Raw genomic sequence first — 18,219 nt, 5'->3', positions numbered from 1 at the left:
GGAGTAGATTTGAGAAAGAAAGGATTTATATCCGTAATTGTTTTACTTGTTCTGATATTGGGGGTTTTAGCAGGATGTGGCACGAATGCAGACAATGTTGCTGCTGGCAAAAAGGAGTTTATTGTTGGTTCAGCCAGCTATACGGAGCGGTTTATAATGGGAGAACTTTTGGCTACTCTTGTGGAAGAGAATATGCCCGATGTGAAAGTGGTGAGAAAGCTTGGGCTAAATGGTACGATGGTGGTACACAGTGCTATAACTAACGGTGATATAGATGCTGCTGTAGAATATACAGGCTCAGGTCTGATGCAGATACTGCACAAGGATCTCATTACTGACCCTGATGAGGCATACAGCGTTGTTAAAGAGAATTACCACAAAAACTGGGGAATAAAATGGCTTGAGCCTCTGGGATTCAACAATACGTACGCTATGGCTGTAAAGAAAGATTATGCTGATGCTAATGGCTTAGAGAAGGCTTCAGATTTAATCAAAGTTGCTCCTGATGCCGTTCTTGGCTGTTCTATGGAATTCAGCGAAAGGCCAGATGGATATCCGGGCTGGAGCAAAGAGTACGGGATTAAGTTCAAAGAGGTTATGCCTATGGATCCCGGTTTAATGTATAGCTCAATAAAGAATGATGAGGTTGATGTAATTTCTGCCTTTTCAACCGATGGACGTATACCTGCATTTGATCTGGTAATATTAGAAGATGACAGACGTTTCTTCCCGCCATATTATGCAGTACCAATGGTAAGGGAGGATACACTATCCGAGATACCAGGTCTTGAGGATTTGATAAATAAACTGGCAGGTAAAATTGATGATGCTAAAATGGCTGAGCTCAATGCCAAGGTTGATATAGACGGCATGGACCCTCATGAGGTGGCAAAAGAATTTTTACAGACGGAGGGATTAATATGAGTATAGGGAGGATAATGATACTATGTAGTTTGTTGCTTTTAACTGCAATAGTGGCAGGGTGCGGTACATCTGGCGGTGGCGCCAGTCAGTCGGCGGCAGGCGATACTATTGTAGTTGGCTCCAAAAACTTTACAGAGCAGATAATTGTTGGTCACATGATGGCAGACCTGATAGAAACGCATACAGACCTGAAGGTAGTGAGACAACTAAATCTTGGCGGTACAAATGTATGCTTTGAAGGCATTAAAAAAGGTAGTTCAAACAATGGGATAGATATCTATATGGACTATACAGGCACGGGTCTTGTTGATATATTGCAGATGGAACCCACTACAGACCCGGATGAAGCATATGGAACAGTGAAAAAGGAGTACAAGGATAAATGGAATCTTGTATGGCTTGAACCATGGGGGTTTAATAACACATATACATTAGCCGTAAAAGAGGATTTTGCAAATAAAAGCAATATTGAGACATTTTCTGACCTGGGTAAGATAGCTGACCAGTTGGTACTGGGGTGCTCTATGGAATTTGTAGAGAGGCCAGATGGTTATCCTGGATTAAAAGAAAAGTATGGTTTTGAGTTTAAAAATGTAAAATCCATGGATACAGGTGTAAGATATCCTGCTATTGATAATGATGAGGTTCAGGTAATAGATGCCTTTGCTACAGACGGGCTTCTTGTATCTCACAATCTTAAGATACTGGAGGATGATAAGCATTTCTTCCCACCGTATTATGCCGCACCGCTGGTAAGAGGCGATGTACTGGAAAAGCATCCTGAAATAGCTGATGTACTGAATAAGCTGGCCAATTCAATAACCGATGAAGACATGCAGAAATTAAACTATCAGATTGATGGTGAAGGAAAGAATGCAGCAGATGTGGCAAAGGAGTTTCTAAAGTCAAGGGGATTATTATAAAAGGCATTTACCCTTTATATTTTTGCCAGTAAATGATGAATCGGGTCTTGAAATCCACGGGTATGCTGAGCGGCTTTCGGCGTTTTTACCTAGCGTGCCCTCTGTGTTTTTTGGAGTGCGGTACAACTGTTTTATCAAATTCCTTAATATTGCTTGCGGTAAAGGGAGAAAATATTTGTAGAAAGGAGGGAGAGATATGTCTAACTGGAGAAAGATATATCCAAAATCAGAGGACGAGCTGGATGATCTTAGGGACGAAGTAGCAGAAGAGCTGGACCTGGATGATGACATTGAGGAGAGAGGTTGGGAGAACATGACCACAAGAGAGGTCGGCAAAATTGGCGGCCACATGGTTAAGAAGATGATACGGTATGCGGAAAAGCAGATGGATAGAAAAAGTAATATAACAGACGGCAATCAAGACAGTGAAAAAAAGAATAAAAATGAAATTTGAACGTGAATCAGCTATTCGGTGGACGATACAGGTCGGAAAGATTTAAACAGGATTAATGAATTAAGGGATGTGATAGTAATGAAAAAGGTCCAAAGGACGGCAGGCCGGGTGATTAACCCGGCCTATATTTTTTAAAGGAAATTTCGGAGTAATATCGAATATTATAAACTATCATCAAATTTACAATGGGGTGATATCGTGAAAGAATTGAGCCATGAGGATTTAAAGAAGAGAATCAGCCTTGAAGACCTTGACTTTGAGACCACAGCAAAGCTTGGCAAGGACTATGGAATTATAGGTCAGGAGAGAGCTGTGGAAGCCATGCAGTTTGGGCTTAGGATGAAAAATAAAGGCTATAACATCTATATGTCAGGGATTACTGGCACAGGGAAAAACAGTTATGCCCGCCACATAGTTAAAGAGACGGCTATTAAAGAAAAAGTCCCGGAAGACTGGTGCTATGTTTTTAATTTTAAAGAACCCACCCAGCCGATAGCGTTGAGCTTTAGGCCTGGCGAGGGTATACGATTTAAAAAAGATATGGAAGACTTTGCAGCCGTATTAAAATCGCAGATACCAAGGGTGTTTGAAAGTGAAGACTATCAATCACAGAGGAACAACATAATTAAAAAGTATCAGGACGCCAGGGTGGAGATCCTTGAAGAGCTTAAGGATACGGCGAAGGATTATGGCTTTGCCCTTCAGACAGGCCCGACGGGTTTTGTTACAATCCCGATTGTGGATGGAAGAAAGATGAGCCAGGAAGAATTTGAGGCTTTAGGTGGGAATGAGAGGAGAGAGATTGAGGATAGGCTTAACAAACTACAGTTAAAGATATCCGATGCCTTCAAAAGGTCGCAGGCATTAGAAAAGCAGATGAAGGATGAACTGAACCAGCTGGACAAAAGAGTAGGATTATTTGCAGTGGGTCAATATATTGAAGATATGAAGCGAAAGTATGGTGACAACAAAAAGGTAGAAGAATATTTTGAGAATATGCAGGAGGACATATTGGACAACCTGAATGAATTCATAAATCCTGAACAGGAAGTTCAGGAAGGCGATAACCCGTTTGCGATGATAATGAGGGGAAGAAGGGATGACTACTTTACAAGGTTTAGCGTCAATCTCCTGATAAATCATGAGAACAGTGAAGGAGCTCCGGTTGTTATAGAACATAATCCGACATACAGCAACTTATTTGGAAGTTTGGAGTATGTTAATGAGTTTGGGGTAGCAACCACTGATTTTACAAGGATAAAGCCGGGGGCTTTTCACAGGGCCAATGGTGGTTATTTAATCCTTCAGGCCCATGATGTGTTATCCTACCCGTATGTATGGGATGGGATAAAGAGGGTTTTGAAAACGGGTGAGCTGCGTATTGAACTGCCGCAGGACAGACTGGGATTTGTCTCCATGAGTTCATTAAAGCCCGAGCCAATACCTGTAAATGTAAAGATAATTATGATAGGAAGCCCGACTATATACTCTATTTTGTACAGCAGTGATGAGGACTTTGAAAAGTACTTTAAAGTACTTGTGGATTTTGACGATACCATGCCATTAAATGATGATAATATTAAAAGAATGATTGGATTTATCGGTAGTTATACAGAAAGCCATGGGCTGAGGCCATTTGATAAATCGGGGGTAGCTGCCGTGCTGGAGTTCTCGACAAGGGTCTCGGAAAGCCAGAAGAAGCTCTCAACAAGGTTCAATGCAATAGCCGAGGTGTTGCATGAATCAGACCTGTGGGCATCGGACAGCGGGAGTGATGTGGTGAGAGAAGAACATGTGAAAAAAGCCATAAGAGAAAAAGAGAAGAGGTTTAATAGATATGAGGAGAGGCTTTTAGAGGCCACACTTGATGGGACATTGATGATTGATGTAGATGGAAAGGTTGTGGGTCAGGTAAATGCCCTTACAGTAATTGATCTGGGTGATTATACATTTGGAAGACCTACAAGGGTTACTGCATCTACCTATGCTGGTAAGGAAGGCGTAGTTAACATTGAGAGAGAAAGCAGACTGAGCGGCAGCATCCACGACAAGGGAGTAATGATAATAACAGGATATCTTGGTTCAAAGTTTGCACAAAACAAGCCATTGACCCTTTCGGCACGTATATGTTTTGAACAGTCATATGGAGGCATTGAGGGAGATTCTGCATCCAGCACGGAGCTTTATGCTATACTGTCCAGTCTTTCTGGATTACCTGTACGGCAGGATATAGCTGTAACAGGGTCTGTAAATCAAAAGGGTGAGATACAGCCTATTGGCGGTGCCACTTATAAGATAGAGGGGTTTTATAAACTCTGCAAAGCAAGGGGCTTTACAGGTAGTCAAGGCGTGATAATACCATATCAGAATATAGCTAACCTGTGTCTTAACGATGACGTGATTGAGTCGGTGAAAAAGGGTGAATTTCATATATATGCCGTACATACCATAGACGAGGGGATTGAGATACTTACCGGAGTGCCTGCAGGGGAGCCAGACGAGAATAATAACTACCCTGTGGGTACGGTGAACTATCTGGTAAAGCAAAGGCTGGAACAGTTTGCAGAGAGCGTGAGAGGTATTGAGAGGAAGGAATAAAACTTATCCTTCCTTTTTTTTGTATTTTATTCTAATATTATATAAGTGGAGGTGTTTGACATGAAAACAAGAGAAGAACTGGTTGAAACACTCGATAGAGTAGATGGTAAGGGCTATAAGGCCTATAAGGATATAGAGGGAGAATACGACATGGGTGGCTTTTTGCTCTATATTGACCATGTACAGAGTGACCCCTTTGCACCGCCTTCAAGGTTGAGGGTAAGGGTGGCTCAGACGTTCCCACCCGATTATACAGCTGACAGGGATAGTGTGGTGGCCTTGAGCGATTATCTCACAAGGCAGTTTTCAAAAAGTATAAATAAATATAACACCAGGGGAAGGGGCACAGGAAGGAGCTTTTTGATATCCATTGACTGTGGCCGGCAGGAGATACTGGAGAGGACATCGATGCACATTGCACAGGAGTATGTAGAGGCAAGGTTTGAGGTAGGGCTGCCCGCTGCCGGACGTAGAATCCTTGGAAGGGAAGCAGTTAAGATATTTACAGAGACAATTCCCAGTATAGTAAAAAATTCACTTTTCTTTGGGAGTATAGACTGGAAGGAGGCTGTGGATTTTATAGATCTGTATCAGGACCAGCAGTATATAAGGAGGGTTCTTCGTAATATGGGACTGGTAGCCTTTGTGGCTGATGGAGCTGTACTTCCGAGGGAGAGTGGAATAAGTGAGAGGCCGCTTAAAAATGCTGTACCGTTTAGGTCTCCGGATACTATGAGGGTATCCATAATGTTGCCGCACAGGGGGACAATTACAGGTATGGGTATACCCGAAGGGGTGACACTCGTTGTAGGCGGAGGATACCACGGCAAGAGTACCCTGCTTAAGGCTCTCGAAAAATGTGTATACAACCATATTCCTGGTGACGGCAGGGAGTATGTCATCACCGTGGACGATGCAGTAAAGATAAGGGCTGAGGATGGAAGATACATTGAAAATGTGGACATATCGCCTTTCATTAACAATATACCGACCGGGGAGGATACGAGATTTTTTTCCACATTGAATGCCAGCGGCAGCACATCCCAGGCAGCAAATATCATTGAGGCCCTGGAGATTGGCACTTCGTTACTGCTTATGGATGAGGATACATGTGCTACAAACTTTATGATAAGGGACGCCAGAATGCAGAGGCTGGTCTCCGCAGAGAAGGAGCCAATTACACCATTTTTAGACAGTGTGAGGGCGCTTTATGAAAATAAAGGGGTCTCAACTGTGCTGGTGCTTGGTGGTGCTGGTGATTACTTTGATGTATGCGACAGGGTTATAATGATGGATGGTTTTGTGCCGCATGATGTCACTGTTAGAGCCAAGGAGATAGCTGAGGAAATAAGGTCGTTCAGAGAGCGTGATAAGGCGCCGGACTTTACCTGTATTAAGGAGAGGGTACCCATGAAAAGAAGCCTTAATGCTGGCTATAAGGATAAGATACAGTCAAAGGGCCTTGAAAATATCAGGATGGGATATGAGACGGTGGACCTGAGCATGGTGGAACAGATAGCTGATGACAGTCAGACTGCGGCCATAGCAAACATAATTCGGTATGCCAGGGACCGGTACATAGATGACAGGGCTACTCTAAGAGAGGTGATTGACAGGGTCCTGACGGACATTGACGAGAACAGCCTTTCATGCATTTCTCCATTTAAGGGGCACCCGGGTAACATGGCCAGGCCAAGGAGATATGAGATCGCAGCAGCTTTTAACAGGTACAGGGGCTTTAAGACGGTGAGATGATATGTGTGAAGGATGAGATAAGAGAATATGCACTGTCCATAGGCTTTGACGTGGTGGGGTTTACTGGTGCCGATGTGTTTGATATAGCAGACGTTCTAAAGGAAAGGGGAGAAAAGGGGTATCTGTCAGGGCTTGAAAAAGGCGGGATAGAGGAACGGATAGACCCGAGAAAGGTCCTACCTGAGGCAAGGTCTATAATTTCTGTAGGGATATATTATGGTGGGACGAAAAGGTCTGAGAAGAACAAGGGAATGATATCGCAGTCGGGACGGGGCAGAGACTATCATCTTATCCTTGATAAGATGATGGGTGAGCTGGTAGATTATCTGAAATGCGAGTACAATGCGGAGGCGGTGTGTTTGGCAGACAACGACCCGCTTGTGGATAGGGAGATAGCCAGGAGGGCAGGGGTTGGTTTTTTTGGTAAGAACTGCTCAATTATAAACCCCTTTATGGGCTCGTGGATTTTCCTCGGAGAGATATTGACTGATCTGGATATCTTGCCAGACGTGCCCCTTATGCATGCCTGTGGAGACTGTGACAGATGTATAAAGGCCTGTCCAACAGGGGCTATCGCAGCCCCTTATGTGCTGAATGCAAAGAGGTGCCTTTCGTATGTTACAGTGATGAAGGGGTTTGTTCCCTCCGAGTTTAGAGAAAGACTTCAAAACAGGATATATGGATGCGATACGTGTCAGGAAGCGTGTCCCTATAACAGGGTAGACCTGCCGGTTAATTCCTGTCTGGCACAGGATATACCGTATGATATGGAGGACATAGGGTTTATCCTGTCTATGGATAGTAAGCAGTTTAAGGAGAGCTTTAAGAACACATCGGCCGGGTGGAGAGGGAGGACAGTGATTCAGAGAAATGGGCTTATTGCAGCGGGAAATATGAGGCTCAAGGGCCAGGCCGAAAACATAATAAGACTTCTATCAGATGAAAGACCTGTTATAAGGGGCACAGCAGCATGGGCAATCTCAAGGATAATGGGAAAAGAGGCCCTTGGAATTTTGTATGAGGCCTCTAAAATAGAAAAAGATTCCGAAGTGAGAAGGGAAATTGAGGAGGCAATCTCTTGGATAAAGAAAGGGCAATGAAGATATTTGATATTCTTAAAAAGACATATCCTGACGCCAGGACCGCACTGAATTTTTCCAATCCTTTTGAGCTCTTGATAGCGACGATATTATCCGCTCAGTGCACAGATAAGAGGGTAAATGAGGTTACCAGGGAATTATTTAAATGGTACAGGACACCTGAGGACTACCTCAAACTCGGTCAGGAAGAACTGGAAAAACAGATAAGGTCCTGCGGCTTTTATCACAATAAGGCAAAAAACATATTGGAAACATGCAGAATTTTAGTGAAAGAGTTTGGAGGGAAGGTGCCATCCAATATAGATGACCTTATGAAGCTCCCGGGCGTTGGCAGGAAGACAGCCAATGTGGTTATGAGCAACGCTTTTGGAATACCGGCTATAGGTGTGGACACCCATGTGTTTCGTGTTTCGCACAGGCTGGGTCTGTCAGACGGTAAAACCCCTGAGCGTGTTGAGGAAGACCTGATGGCTCTGTTGCCAGTGGAGATGTGGTCTCTATCTCATCATCTTTTAATTTATCACGGAAGAAACATTTGTCATTCAAGAAAACCCCAGTGCGATAGATGTCCTGTAAACAGCCTCTGCAGGTATTTTTTAACCATTTCTTAAATATTTACTTTATAAAAATATGTTATACTCTTAAGAGGGGGGTACTATGATAAGAAGCGTTCTGGTTGGAGGAGGCAAGGGAGGATATAATATACTCAAGCATTTTAAAGACTCAGAGGTTATGTCTGTGATAAGTGTGATTGATGTCAATGATGACGCACCAGGTATGAAATTTGCTAAAGAGATAGGTATAAATACCAGCAATGACATTGGGTCGGTTTTGGAGTTTAACCCCGACCTTATCATAGAGGTGACTGGGAATGAGGATGTGTTGGAAAGACTGAGGGCACTGGCTGGCAATATAAGGGTAATGGATTCTGCAATGGCAAGAATCATGATGAGCGTTATAGAGAAATTAGATATGCAGGTGGAAAACCTGAAAACCCAAGGCGAGGTCATTGCTTCTAATATCAGGTCACTTTTTCAGGAGATTGAAAGAATAAACACCGTGACCAACGCTATATTTGAATGTATGGAGATGACGGGTAAAAATGTTGAAAAGATAGACTCACTGGTAGAATCAATAAAAAGAATAACGAAAGAGACAAAGATACTTGGGATCAATGCCTCAATCGAGGCGGCCAGGGCGGGCGAGTATGGCCGAGGGTTTGGAGTAGTCGCCAACGAGATTCAAAACCTTACAAGGGACACGGACCGCTCTTACGGCAATATCATTGATACCATAGATAATATAAAATCACAACTTGTGTCAATGAGTAATGAGATAAATGAACTGAAAGAGATATCAAACAGACAGGAAGAGGCATCAGGGTCCGTTTCCAATGCTTTAAATGAACTATTAAAGAATATCAGTTAATACATGATGATTTTATTGGGGTGAGGCATAGATGGTGTCCAACAATGTAACCAACGGCGGCAGAAGCAGGGTGGGTTTTGTGCTTTTGCTAGTTGTGTTAGCTGTATCTGTATTTATTCTCACTTATATTATTATATACCTGAGCAGGCCGGTGGTTTATGAAGGCGTGAGGGTGGATGGGGTCGATGTTGGCGGCATGACATTAGACAGGCTGAAGAGCTTTCTAGAACAGTCATATGCCAGCACAAATCAGGAGATAGTGCTGGATGTGCTGAATAAGAAGTATAACATCACGTTGAGGGATATAGGCCACTATGATTATGAAAGGGCTGCAGAAGAGGCATATGCATTTGGACGGCAGGGGAACATGCTTATCAACCTGAAAAACATTGCCGGGGCAAGGATGGGAAAAGTATATGTAAATTATGAAGTCAAACCAGTAATCGACGACGATAAGGCAAGGGAAACCTTGCAAAAAATAGCAAAAGACATAGACAAGCCTGCTGTAAACGCAAGAATTGCCTTTAAAGGGGACAATATTATCGAGGTGATACCCCATCAGGTTGGCTATGAACTGGATATAGAGGGTTCTTTAGAGATGCTAAAGAGGAAGATGACCTATGGGCAGCTGACCCTCCCGGTTAAAGAGATAAAACCCAGAATCACAGAGGATATGCTGAGTTCGGTAAAAGATATTATAAGCCAGTACTCCACTGTGTTTAACCCTGCTGATGTGAACAGGACGTTAAACCTGAAGACTGCAGCCAGTGCAATAAACGGACAACTGTTGCTCCCCGGAGAGGAATTCTCTTTAAATAAGGTACTGGGCCCAAGAATAAAGGAAAACGGATATCTTGAGGCACCGGTCATAATAAATGGTAAACTGATACCCGATTATGGCGGTGGGGTATGCCAGATAGCAACCACTGTATTTAATGCAGTTGTCAGGGCCAATTTGTCAGTCACAGAGAGGCACCATCATTCATTTCCCGTGGCCTATGTGCCGGTGGGCCAGGATGCAACCATATCAGGAGACGTCCTGGACTTTAGGTTCAAAAATACCTCCAAATATCCTGTGTATATAAGGGCTTACGTAAATTCCAACAGGTTTTTTGTGGACATCTATGGGAAGAACATGTCTCCAGGTCAAAAGGTAAGCCTGAGCACCGAGGTACTTGAAGTTATAGAACCCGTGACAGAGTATAAAGAAGATAAAACCCTTCCACCTGGCACAGAGGTCGTGGAAAGGGAGGCGCATAAGGGCTATAGGGTAAAGGTGTACAAGATGGTATATGATAAAAATAACAGGTTAATCGAAAAAAAGCTCATGTATACAGACACTTATAAGCCTGTGAATGCTATAATCAGACGCAATTCTGGCGGCAGTGGCTCAGGAAATGCGTCAGTTCCGCAAACTGATAGTCAATTATAAGAGGTGTTATAGTGTTATGATAGAGTTCATCGCATTTAATACCAATACGCCGGTTGGCACAGTATATATTGCTTCATATGCTGACATGCTTATACGAATAGATACAGATTACGATAGATTTTTGAATGACCTTGAAAAAAAGCATGATAGTGTTTTTGAACGACATAATGGGGTTTTGGATGAGACAGCGAGACAGTTAGACCTTTATTTTAACAGGAAATTAATTGAGTTTGACCTACCTGTGTATCTTGAGGGGACTGAGTTTTGCAGGCAGGTGTGGCAGGAGCTTACCAGAATCCCATATGGCAGCACAGTGAGTTATGGAGAGATTGCAGAAAGGATTGAAAGGCCAAAAGCAGTAAGGGCGGTGGGGAGGGCGGTGGGTTCCAATCCCATCCCCTTTGTCATACCCTGTCACAGGGTTATTGGTAAAGACGGCAGCCTGGTTGGTTTTGGGCTGGGACTGGATGTGAAAAGATTTCTGCTTGAGCTTGAATCTGTGTAAACATTCATTGCAAGTATCTCTATACGGTGCTATAATCAAGATGGAACGATTGCTGATTTTACAGCAGCATCAAATTGAATATGGCAAGTGGTTAAGGGAAAGTGGTTAAAATCCACTACAGCCCCCGCTACTGTGAGCATGGATGAAACCCTGGTGACACCACCCGTATTTCGGGGAAGGTCTGGGGAGTAAGATGAAGTGCAAGTCAGGAGACCTGCCACTGCCAGAAGTACACCTTCGGAGGGGAGGTAAGGTAATGGTGAAGAAGATAAGACCTACCCCGGAGGGGTAGGTAGTTTTTTTATGACTGTAAAAATAGAAGAGGCAATCGATTTCTTATTTGATTAATTGATTAATGAAAGGATGGGTGGGTATGAAAAAGATAGGTATACTTATGCTTATTGCTTTCTTGGTGCTGTCAGTTGCAGGCTGCGGCTCAAACAGCACAGGACAGACAGGATCGCAGCAGGCACAGAGCAATTCGGCATTTCCCGTCACCATAAAGGATTTTATGGGCAGGGAATTTACTATAGAGAAGGAGCCTCAAAGGATTGTCTCAATGGCACCAAGCAATACTGAGATCCTGTATGAGCTGGGCCTGGCCGATAAAATCGTTGGCGTGTCGGACTATGATGACTATCCACCTGAGGTAAGTCAAAAACCCAAGATGGGTGGATTTTCGACACCAAATATAGAGGCTATTGCTGGGGCGGAACCAGATGTAGTGCTTGTGGATGATGGCACCTTTGGTAAAGAGAATGCGGAGAAATTAGAGGAGATGGGCATACCGGTCATTATAACAGTTCCTGATTCATTTGATGATATATACACATCTTATGAAATGATCGGTAAAATCACTGGAACACAGGACAAAGCCGAAGAAATTATTAAAAAAATCAAGGATGGTATATCCAGCATACAGGAAAAGGTGAAGGACAGGGATAGGCCCAAGGTATATTTTGCGGTTTCCGTGGGCCAGAGCAATTATACTGCCGGCAAGGGTACCTTTATCGATGCTGCTATAAACATAGCGGGTGGTGAAAATGTAGCCTCTGATGTTGAAGGATGGCAGGATTACAGCCTTGAGAAGCTGGTGGAACATAACCCTGATATCATTATAGCCACAAACCATGCCGGCGATGTGGACAAACTCAATGAAAAACCGGGTTATAAGGAGACAAACGCAGCTAAAAATGGGAAGATATTTGTAATAGATGAGAACATTATCACCAGGCCAACAGAGAGGATACTTGAGGGGATAAACGAGTTGGCAAAGATAATTCACCCTGAAGTCTTCAAATAGAAGGTAAAGATATGAAGGGCAGATTTTATTTCTTGTTGAGCGTTTCAATAGTTTTTTTAATGATATGCATTGTGGCAAGCCTGATTATAGGGAGTGCCAGCATTACCCCAGTGGAGGCAGTAAGGATACTTTTCTCTAGGGTTTCCGGATCCTTGCTTGACGTGCCTCAGTCACATATAAACATTATAATGAATCTGAGGCTCCCAAGGACAATTCTGGCGCTTATAGTTGGGCTGGGGCTTTCCGTTGTTGGATTAACATATCAGTCAGTCTTTAAAAATCCGCTTGCAGACCCTTATATTATAGGCGTATCTTCCGGAGCAGCTTTTGGTGCATCTGTGGCTATTGCACTGCATTTAGACGGTGGTTACTGGGGCATAGGTATGATAAATCTGTTTGCGTTTGTAGGGGCACTGCTGGTCAGCTTTACTGCTCTTACGATATCAAGGGTGAATGGCAGGATACCCCCAACCACGCTTCTGCTATCGGGTGTTGCCCTTGGAAATCTTCTTACTGCAGGGATGTCGCTCATCATGTTTCTGGATCATGATGATATGGAGGAAATTGTATATTGGACCATGGGCAGTTTTGTGTCGTCCTCATGGGACAAGGTAAAATTTAGTCTGGTTTTTGTCTCTATCGGCGTACTTTTCCTTGTATTTTATATGAAAGAGCTCAACTTAATGCTCCTCGGGGATGAGACCGCCTCCAGCCTGGGGGTAGACGTGGAGAGGACCAAGGTAAGGATAATTATCATATCATCCCTGGTGACTGCAGCCTGCGTGTCTGTAAGCGGGATAATAGGCTTTGTGGGGCTTGTAATTCCGCATATATTGAGGATAATCGCAGGTCCGGACAATCGCAGGTTGTTCTTCCTCACTTTAATAGTTGGGGCAGGATTTATGGTTTTTACCGATACGATAGCAAGGTACATTTTAAGACCGGTTGAAATTCCTGTTGGTATCATTACTGCCCTGCTGGGGGGACCGTTCTTTATTTATCTTTTAAAGAGAAACAAGGGGATGAATTGATTTGAATGTTATTGATGTAAAAGGCCTTAATTTTAGCATTGATGAGAAGCCTATATTGAATGGAATTACCTTCAGTGTGCCACAGGGAACGGTTACCGGAATGCTGGGTCCCAATGGGGCCGGGAAGACTACGCTTTTAAGGCATCTTTCAGGCTATTACAAGCCTGATGCCGGTACTGTCTTTATAAATGGTGTGGATATAGTAAAGTTAAAGCCCAGAGAAAGGGCAAGGATAATAGGTCTTGTGCCTCAGGATGCTGTGAATTCTCTTGGGTTCTCTGTGTATGAGATGGTTATGATGGGCAGGAGCCCCTATATGGATTTTTTCGGCAATGAAAAGGAGGAGGATAGGAGGGTTGTTGAGGAGTGCCTTAAGATCTGTGGTGTGTATGAGCTAAAGGACAGAAGGATGGATGAGATAAGCGGTGGTGAGGCCCAGAGAGTCTTGATAGCCAGAGCGCTTGCGCAACAGCCAGAAATAATGCTGCTGGACGAGCCTGTGTCACACCTGGATATAAAATACCAGCTTGATATAATGGGGCTTGTCAGGGAACTTTCGCACAGAGGGATGACAGTGGTATCCATAGTGCATGACCTTAATATTGCGCTTAATTTTTGCGACAGGGCCGTACTTATAAAAAATGGGACGGTAATAGCCGAAGGAGAGATAGAAAAGGTTGTCAGCAGTGAAAACATATATGAGACATACGGTGTTAAAGCAAAGATAGAGGCAGGAGACTATTCTGTTGTGATTCCTGAATTAGAGATGGTTTAGCACAGGAGGTAGACAGTATGAAAGGGTGTTTAATGATACAGGGTACCTCTTCCCATGTAGGTAAGAGTATAATGACTGCAGCACTGTTGAGGATATTGAAACAGGATGGCTTTAAGGTGGCACCGTTTAAGGCTCAGAATATGGCCTTGAACTCCTATGTTACCTATGACGGCCTGGAGATGGGAAGGGCTCAGGCTATGCAGGCTGAGGCTGCAGGTGTAAGGCCTGATGTAAGGATGAACCCTATCCTGCTGAAGCCGACCTCTGACTCCGGGTCTCAGGTGATAGTTATGGGAAAGGTCATGAGCGATATGGATGCCAAGAGGTATGAGGGGTATAAGACAAGGGTAAGGGAGCTGCTGTATGAGACATTTATCGAACTTAAGAGTGAATATGACTATGTAATACTGGAGGGAGCGGGCAGTCCTGCTGAGATAAATCTCATGGAGAATGATATTGTGAATATGGGAATGGCGAGGCTTATAGACTGTCCCGTGCTCCTGGTGGGTGACATAGACAGGGGTGGCGTTTTTGCATCTTTTGTGGGGACACTGGAGCTTTTGCCCGCGAAAGACAGGGAAAGAATAAAGGGGTTTATTATAAATAAGTTTAGAGGGGACTATGAGATACTGAGGCCTGGCCTGGACATGTTGAGAGATATTACAGGCCTGCCCACAATAGGTGTGGTACCCTATATGAATTTGAGGATTGATGAGGAGGATACACCCTCAGAGCACAATATATCGAGGGGCGGCGATGTGGATATAGCCGTCATATATCTGCCCCATATATCGAACTTTACTGACTTTGACCCACTCCTGTACTATCCCGGTGTCAACCTCAGGTATGTAAAAAGCGTAGAGGAGCTTGGCAGGCCTGACCTTGTGGTAATACCGGGCTCAAAGAACACCATAGGGGACTTAAATGCGCTTAAGAATAGTGGTATAGCAGAGAGGATAGTTGAGCTTTATAATGAAGGTGCCTGTGTAATAGGCATATGCGGGGGATATCAGATGATGGGAAGAAGGATAAGTGACCCGCTGGGATTGGAAAGTGGTGAAGATGCTGAGGGACTTGGCATATTTGGTTTGGAGACCATATTTGAGCCTGGAAAGTTAACCATCAATTCAAGGGACTATATAACGGAGGAAAGGGGACTTACAGCAGGGCTAAATGGTGTAGAGGTGACCGGATATGAGATACACATGGGCAGGACGCCCCCAAAGGATGAATATACTGTATCCCAAAATGGCTTGATAGCAGTAGATTTTTCTGGAAGGGCCTTGGGGACATATCTACATGGGATATTTGAAAACCACAGGTTTACGCTTGGGGTTATAAACAACATCAGGAGATACAAGGGACTCAAGCCGGTAGATGTTGAGGTGGATTACATTGCAAAAAAAGAGGAAGAGTACAACAGGCTTGCAGAAATGGTCAGGGCCTCCATTGATATGAATACGGTATATGACCTGTTGAATGGTTGATGTTGTAATAGCATTTGTCCTTGACTTTATTCTTGGAGACCCTGCATTTTTATTACATCCTGTAAGGCTTATAGGGAGGCTTATAAATGTTGTGGAGGGTGTCCTCTACCCTGTCAAACTGCCCAAACGCCTTACTGGTCTTGTGCTTCTTGCCGTGACTGCATTTACTGCATGGATAATACCATATAGTATATTAAAAGTACTGTCCCCGTACCGGCTGTTGTACCATATTGTGGATATTTTAATGATATTTTTTTGTTTATCTCTGAGAGACCTTGGCAATGAGGCCATGAGAGTCTACCATAGCCTCATGGACAATGATGTGGTTATGGCCAGGAAAAATCTTTCAATGATAGTGGGCAGGGACACGGACTGCTTGAATGAGAATGAGATAATAAGGGCTGCGGTGGAGACGGTGGCAGAAAATATAGTGGATGGTTTTATATCCCCGCTTTTCTATATTATCCTTTTTGGAGCTCCAGCCGGCCTGGCCTTTAAGGCTGTGAGCACCTTAGATTCTATGGTGGGATACAAAAATGAGAGGTACATGGATTTTGGCTGGGCATCTGCCAGGACCGACGACCTTTTGAACTTTCTGCCTGCAAGGCTGTCCCTTTTCCTTATACCCACGGCGGCGCTGTTCATCGGTATGGATTTTAATAAGTCTCTCAGCGTGGGCATGCGTGACAGGCTTAAAAATCCCTCACCCAACAGCGGGCATGGTGAGGCGTGCTTTGCTGGTGCTATGGGTATAAAGCTTGGCGGCCTCAACTATTACAATGGCGTGCCATCGAAGAAGCCAATTATCGGAGGCAAGAGACAGGAGCTTGAGCGGGAAGATATAAGGAATGCAGTGCATTTAGCTTATGCCACAGGATTTGTTACCATGATAATATTTTGCGGGGTGAGGTATTTATATGCAGGTGCATGGTGGTGATATTTATGGAAGGGAAGGCATTGTAGACTTTTCATCGAACATTAATCCACTGGGGATCCCTGATTCTGCGATACCGGTTTTAAAGAATATTGATTTGCTTACATGCTATCCTGATGAGGAGAACAGGGATATAACAAGGAATATTTCAGAATATATGGGGGTTAAATGTGAAAATGTCATGGTTGGGAACGGCCTTTCCGAGGTTATACACATTATAATAGCAGGGCTTGGTATAAAGAGGCCTATAATAATTGGCCCTACCTTTGACGAATACAGGTTGGCCTCTCTGGCCCATGGGGCCTCGCCCACAGTCTATTATCTCAAGGAGGAGCACGATTTTGAGCCAGACAAAGTAGACCTGAATGGCTTAGACTATGATGCGGTATTTATATGTAATCCCAATAACCCCACTGGTGTCCTGTATGATAGGGAAGTAATTTTGGACCTTATTGGCCAGGCCAGAGGGGAAAATGCCTATGTTATAGTAGATGAAGCCTTCATGGAGTTTTGCTTTGAGAGGGGCTACACGATGGCCGAATACATATCGGAATATACTGGTCTCATTGTTCTGAGGGCCGCCACTAAGTTTTTTGGAATGCCTGGGCTGAGGCTGGGGTACGCCTTTTCTTCGGAGGAAGTCATATCAAAACTTAAAAGAGTGCAGCCATCATGGCCATTAAATGCCTTTGCCTCAAGGATCGGACCCATTTTTTTCGATACCAATTATATTAACAGGACAAGGGAATGGATAAATGAAGAAAGACCATACATGGCATGGCGTCTAAAGAGGATAAAAAAGATATATACCTATCCATCCTGTGCCAACTTTTTTATGATAAGATTGGATTCTATTACCTCAACGGAACTCAAGGCAAGGATGATAGAAAAAGGATTTCTAATAAGAGACCTTTCCAACATACCTGGCCTTGATACGAGGTTTATAAGGATAGCTGTTAAGGACAGGGGGCTCAATGAACAATTATTAATTGCACTGGAGGAGACGTTAAATGGCTGAAACAATACTGGTTACCGGAGGGGCAAGGTCGGGCAAGAGCCGCATGGCGGAACAACTGGCATCAGGTTTTGATGCGGTTACCTATATAGCCACATCCATTCCTGTGGATGTTGAGATGAGGCACAGGATAGATAAGCACAGGCAGAGAAGGCCCGACAGTTGGATTACTGTGGAAAAATACAGGGATCTGGACAGGGTGATAGCTGGACACAGCCACTCAAAGGCAATACTCTTAGACTGCATTACCGTCATGGTGAGTAATTTAATGCTGGACTTAAATATAGACTGGGATAAGGCGTCGATGTCCGACTTTGACAGGGCGGAGAAAGAGGTAATGGGGGAGATAGGCAAGCTTATAGATGGTATAAGGTGCTTTGAGGGCAGGTTTATCATCGTCACCAATGAGGTGGGTATGTCGCTTGTCCCTGAGTATCCACTGGGCAGGGCATTTCGCGATATCGCCGGCTTTGTAAACCAGAGACTTGCAGAGATCAGCGACACTGTATATCTTATGGTATCAGGTATAGCTGTCAAGATAAAGGGGTAATTTTG

Annotated in this window: 17 protein-coding genes and 1 riboswitch; all 17 genes read left to right on the top strand. The window is 43.9% G+C overall.

Features of this window, described 5'->3' with window-relative positions; genetic code table 11:
- The first annotated feature begins 9 nt into the window (after positions 1-9).
- The 17 genes from FWJ32_RS11505 (at position 10) to cobU (ending at position 18,214) form a co-directional block, all read left to right on the top strand.
- Positions 10-924 (top strand): ABC transporter substrate-binding protein, encoded by a 915-nt coding sequence (locus FWJ32_RS11505; protein WP_149546106.1) that lies wholly within the window; start codon positions 10-12, stop codon positions 922-924.
- Complete coding sequence (locus FWJ32_RS11500; protein WP_238988879.1) at positions 921-1,847, top strand: glycine betaine ABC transporter substrate-binding protein; 927 nt, start codon at positions 921-923, stop codon at positions 1,845-1,847. Before FWJ32_RS11505 ends, FWJ32_RS11500 begins: the two co-directional genes overlap by 4 nt.
- 196 nt (positions 1,848-2,043) lie before the next feature.
- A complete protein-coding gene (locus tag FWJ32_RS11495) occupies positions 2,044-2,301 on the top strand; it encodes an alpha/beta-type small acid-soluble spore protein (protein WP_149546105.1) in 258 nt (85 codons plus the stop codon).
- Positions 2,302-2,499: 198 nt separating this feature from the next.
- Positions 2,500-4,899, top strand: coding sequence for a Lon protease family protein (locus FWJ32_RS11490; protein ID WP_149546104.1), 2,400 nt, complete (start codon positions 2,500-2,502; stop codon positions 4,897-4,899).
- A gap of 60 nt (positions 4,900-4,959) precedes the next feature.
- Positions 4,960-6,654 carry an ABC-ATPase domain-containing protein gene (locus FWJ32_RS11485; protein WP_149546103.1) on the top strand — a complete coding sequence of 565 codons (1,695 nt, stop codon included), beginning with the start codon at positions 4,960-4,962 and terminating at the stop codon, positions 6,652-6,654.
- Between the two features lie 5 nt (positions 6,655-6,659).
- Positions 6,660-7,754: a tRNA epoxyqueuosine(34) reductase QueG gene (queG, locus tag FWJ32_RS11480; RefSeq protein WP_162523615.1), complete on the top strand. Its 1,095-nt coding sequence runs from the start codon at positions 6,660-6,662 to the stop codon at positions 7,752-7,754.
- A complete protein-coding gene (gene nth, locus FWJ32_RS11475; RefSeq protein ID WP_149546120.1) occupies positions 7,751-8,365 on the top strand; it encodes an endonuclease III in 615 nt (204 codons plus the stop codon). The genes queG and nth overlap by 4 nt, the downstream gene beginning before the upstream one ends.
- Before the next feature lie 46 nt (positions 8,366-8,411).
- Positions 8,412-9,182 (top strand): methyl-accepting chemotaxis protein, encoded by a 771-nt coding sequence (locus tag FWJ32_RS11470; RefSeq protein WP_149546101.1) that lies wholly within the window; start codon positions 8,412-8,414, stop codon positions 9,180-9,182.
- A 34-nt stretch (positions 9,183-9,216) separates the two neighbouring features.
- The gene (locus tag FWJ32_RS11465; RefSeq protein ID WP_162523614.1) at positions 9,217-10,614 is read left to right on the top strand and encodes a VanW family protein; all 1,398 of its coding nucleotides are present in this window, start codon (positions 9,217-9,219) and stop codon (positions 10,612-10,614) included.
- Positions 10,615-10,630: 16 nt separating this feature from the next.
- Positions 10,631-11,119: a methylated-DNA--[protein]-cysteine S-methyltransferase gene (locus FWJ32_RS11460; RefSeq protein WP_149546099.1), complete on the top strand. Its 489-nt coding sequence runs from the start codon at positions 10,631-10,633 to the stop codon at positions 11,117-11,119.
- A 71-nt stretch (positions 11,120-11,190) separates the two neighbouring features.
- Positions 11,191-11,355, top strand: a riboswitch (cobalamin riboswitch).
- A gap of 137 nt (positions 11,356-11,492) precedes the next feature.
- The gene (locus FWJ32_RS11455; protein WP_149546098.1) at positions 11,493-12,422 is read left to right on the top strand and encodes an ABC transporter substrate-binding protein; all 930 of its coding nucleotides are present in this window, start codon (positions 11,493-11,495) and stop codon (positions 12,420-12,422) included.
- An 11-nt stretch (positions 12,423-12,433) separates the two neighbouring features.
- Positions 12,434-13,453 carry a FecCD family ABC transporter permease gene (locus tag FWJ32_RS11450; RefSeq protein WP_149546097.1) on the top strand — a complete coding sequence of 340 codons (1,020 nt, stop codon included), beginning with the start codon at positions 12,434-12,436 and terminating at the stop codon, positions 13,451-13,453.
- A gap of 1 nt (position 13,454) precedes the next feature.
- Positions 13,455-14,228 (top strand): ABC transporter ATP-binding protein, encoded by a 774-nt coding sequence (locus FWJ32_RS11445; RefSeq protein ID WP_149546096.1) that lies wholly within the window; start codon positions 13,455-13,457, stop codon positions 14,226-14,228.
- Positions 14,229-14,245: 17 nt separating this feature from the next.
- Positions 14,246-15,715, top strand: coding sequence for a cobyric acid synthase (locus tag FWJ32_RS11440; RefSeq protein WP_149546095.1), 1,470 nt, complete (start codon positions 14,246-14,248; stop codon positions 15,713-15,715).
- Positions 15,708-16,652 carry an adenosylcobinamide-phosphate synthase CbiB gene (cbiB, locus tag FWJ32_RS11435; RefSeq protein WP_149546094.1) on the top strand — a complete coding sequence of 315 codons (945 nt, stop codon included), beginning with the start codon at positions 15,708-15,710 and terminating at the stop codon, positions 16,650-16,652. Before FWJ32_RS11440 ends, cbiB begins: the two co-directional genes overlap by 8 nt.
- Complete coding sequence (locus tag FWJ32_RS11430) at positions 16,633-17,667, top strand: pyridoxal phosphate-dependent aminotransferase (protein ID WP_149546093.1); 1,035 nt, start codon at positions 16,633-16,635, stop codon at positions 17,665-17,667. The genes cbiB and FWJ32_RS11430 overlap by 20 nt, the downstream gene beginning before the upstream one ends.
- Positions 17,660-18,214: a bifunctional adenosylcobinamide kinase/adenosylcobinamide-phosphate guanylyltransferase gene (cobU, locus tag FWJ32_RS11425; RefSeq protein ID WP_149546092.1), complete on the top strand. Its 555-nt coding sequence runs from the start codon at positions 17,660-17,662 to the stop codon at positions 18,212-18,214. The genes FWJ32_RS11430 and cobU overlap by 8 nt, the downstream gene beginning before the upstream one ends.
- The last annotated feature ends 5 nt before the right edge of the window (positions 18,215-18,219 follow it).

The organism is Calorimonas adulescens, from assembly GCF_008274215.1.
GTDB lineage: Bacteria > Bacillota > Thermoanaerobacteria > Thermoanaerobacterales > UBA4877 > Calorimonas > Calorimonas adulescens.
The sequence above is the reverse complement of the archived record's forward strand: the minus strand, read 5'-3'. Positions and strand labels throughout refer to the sequence as shown.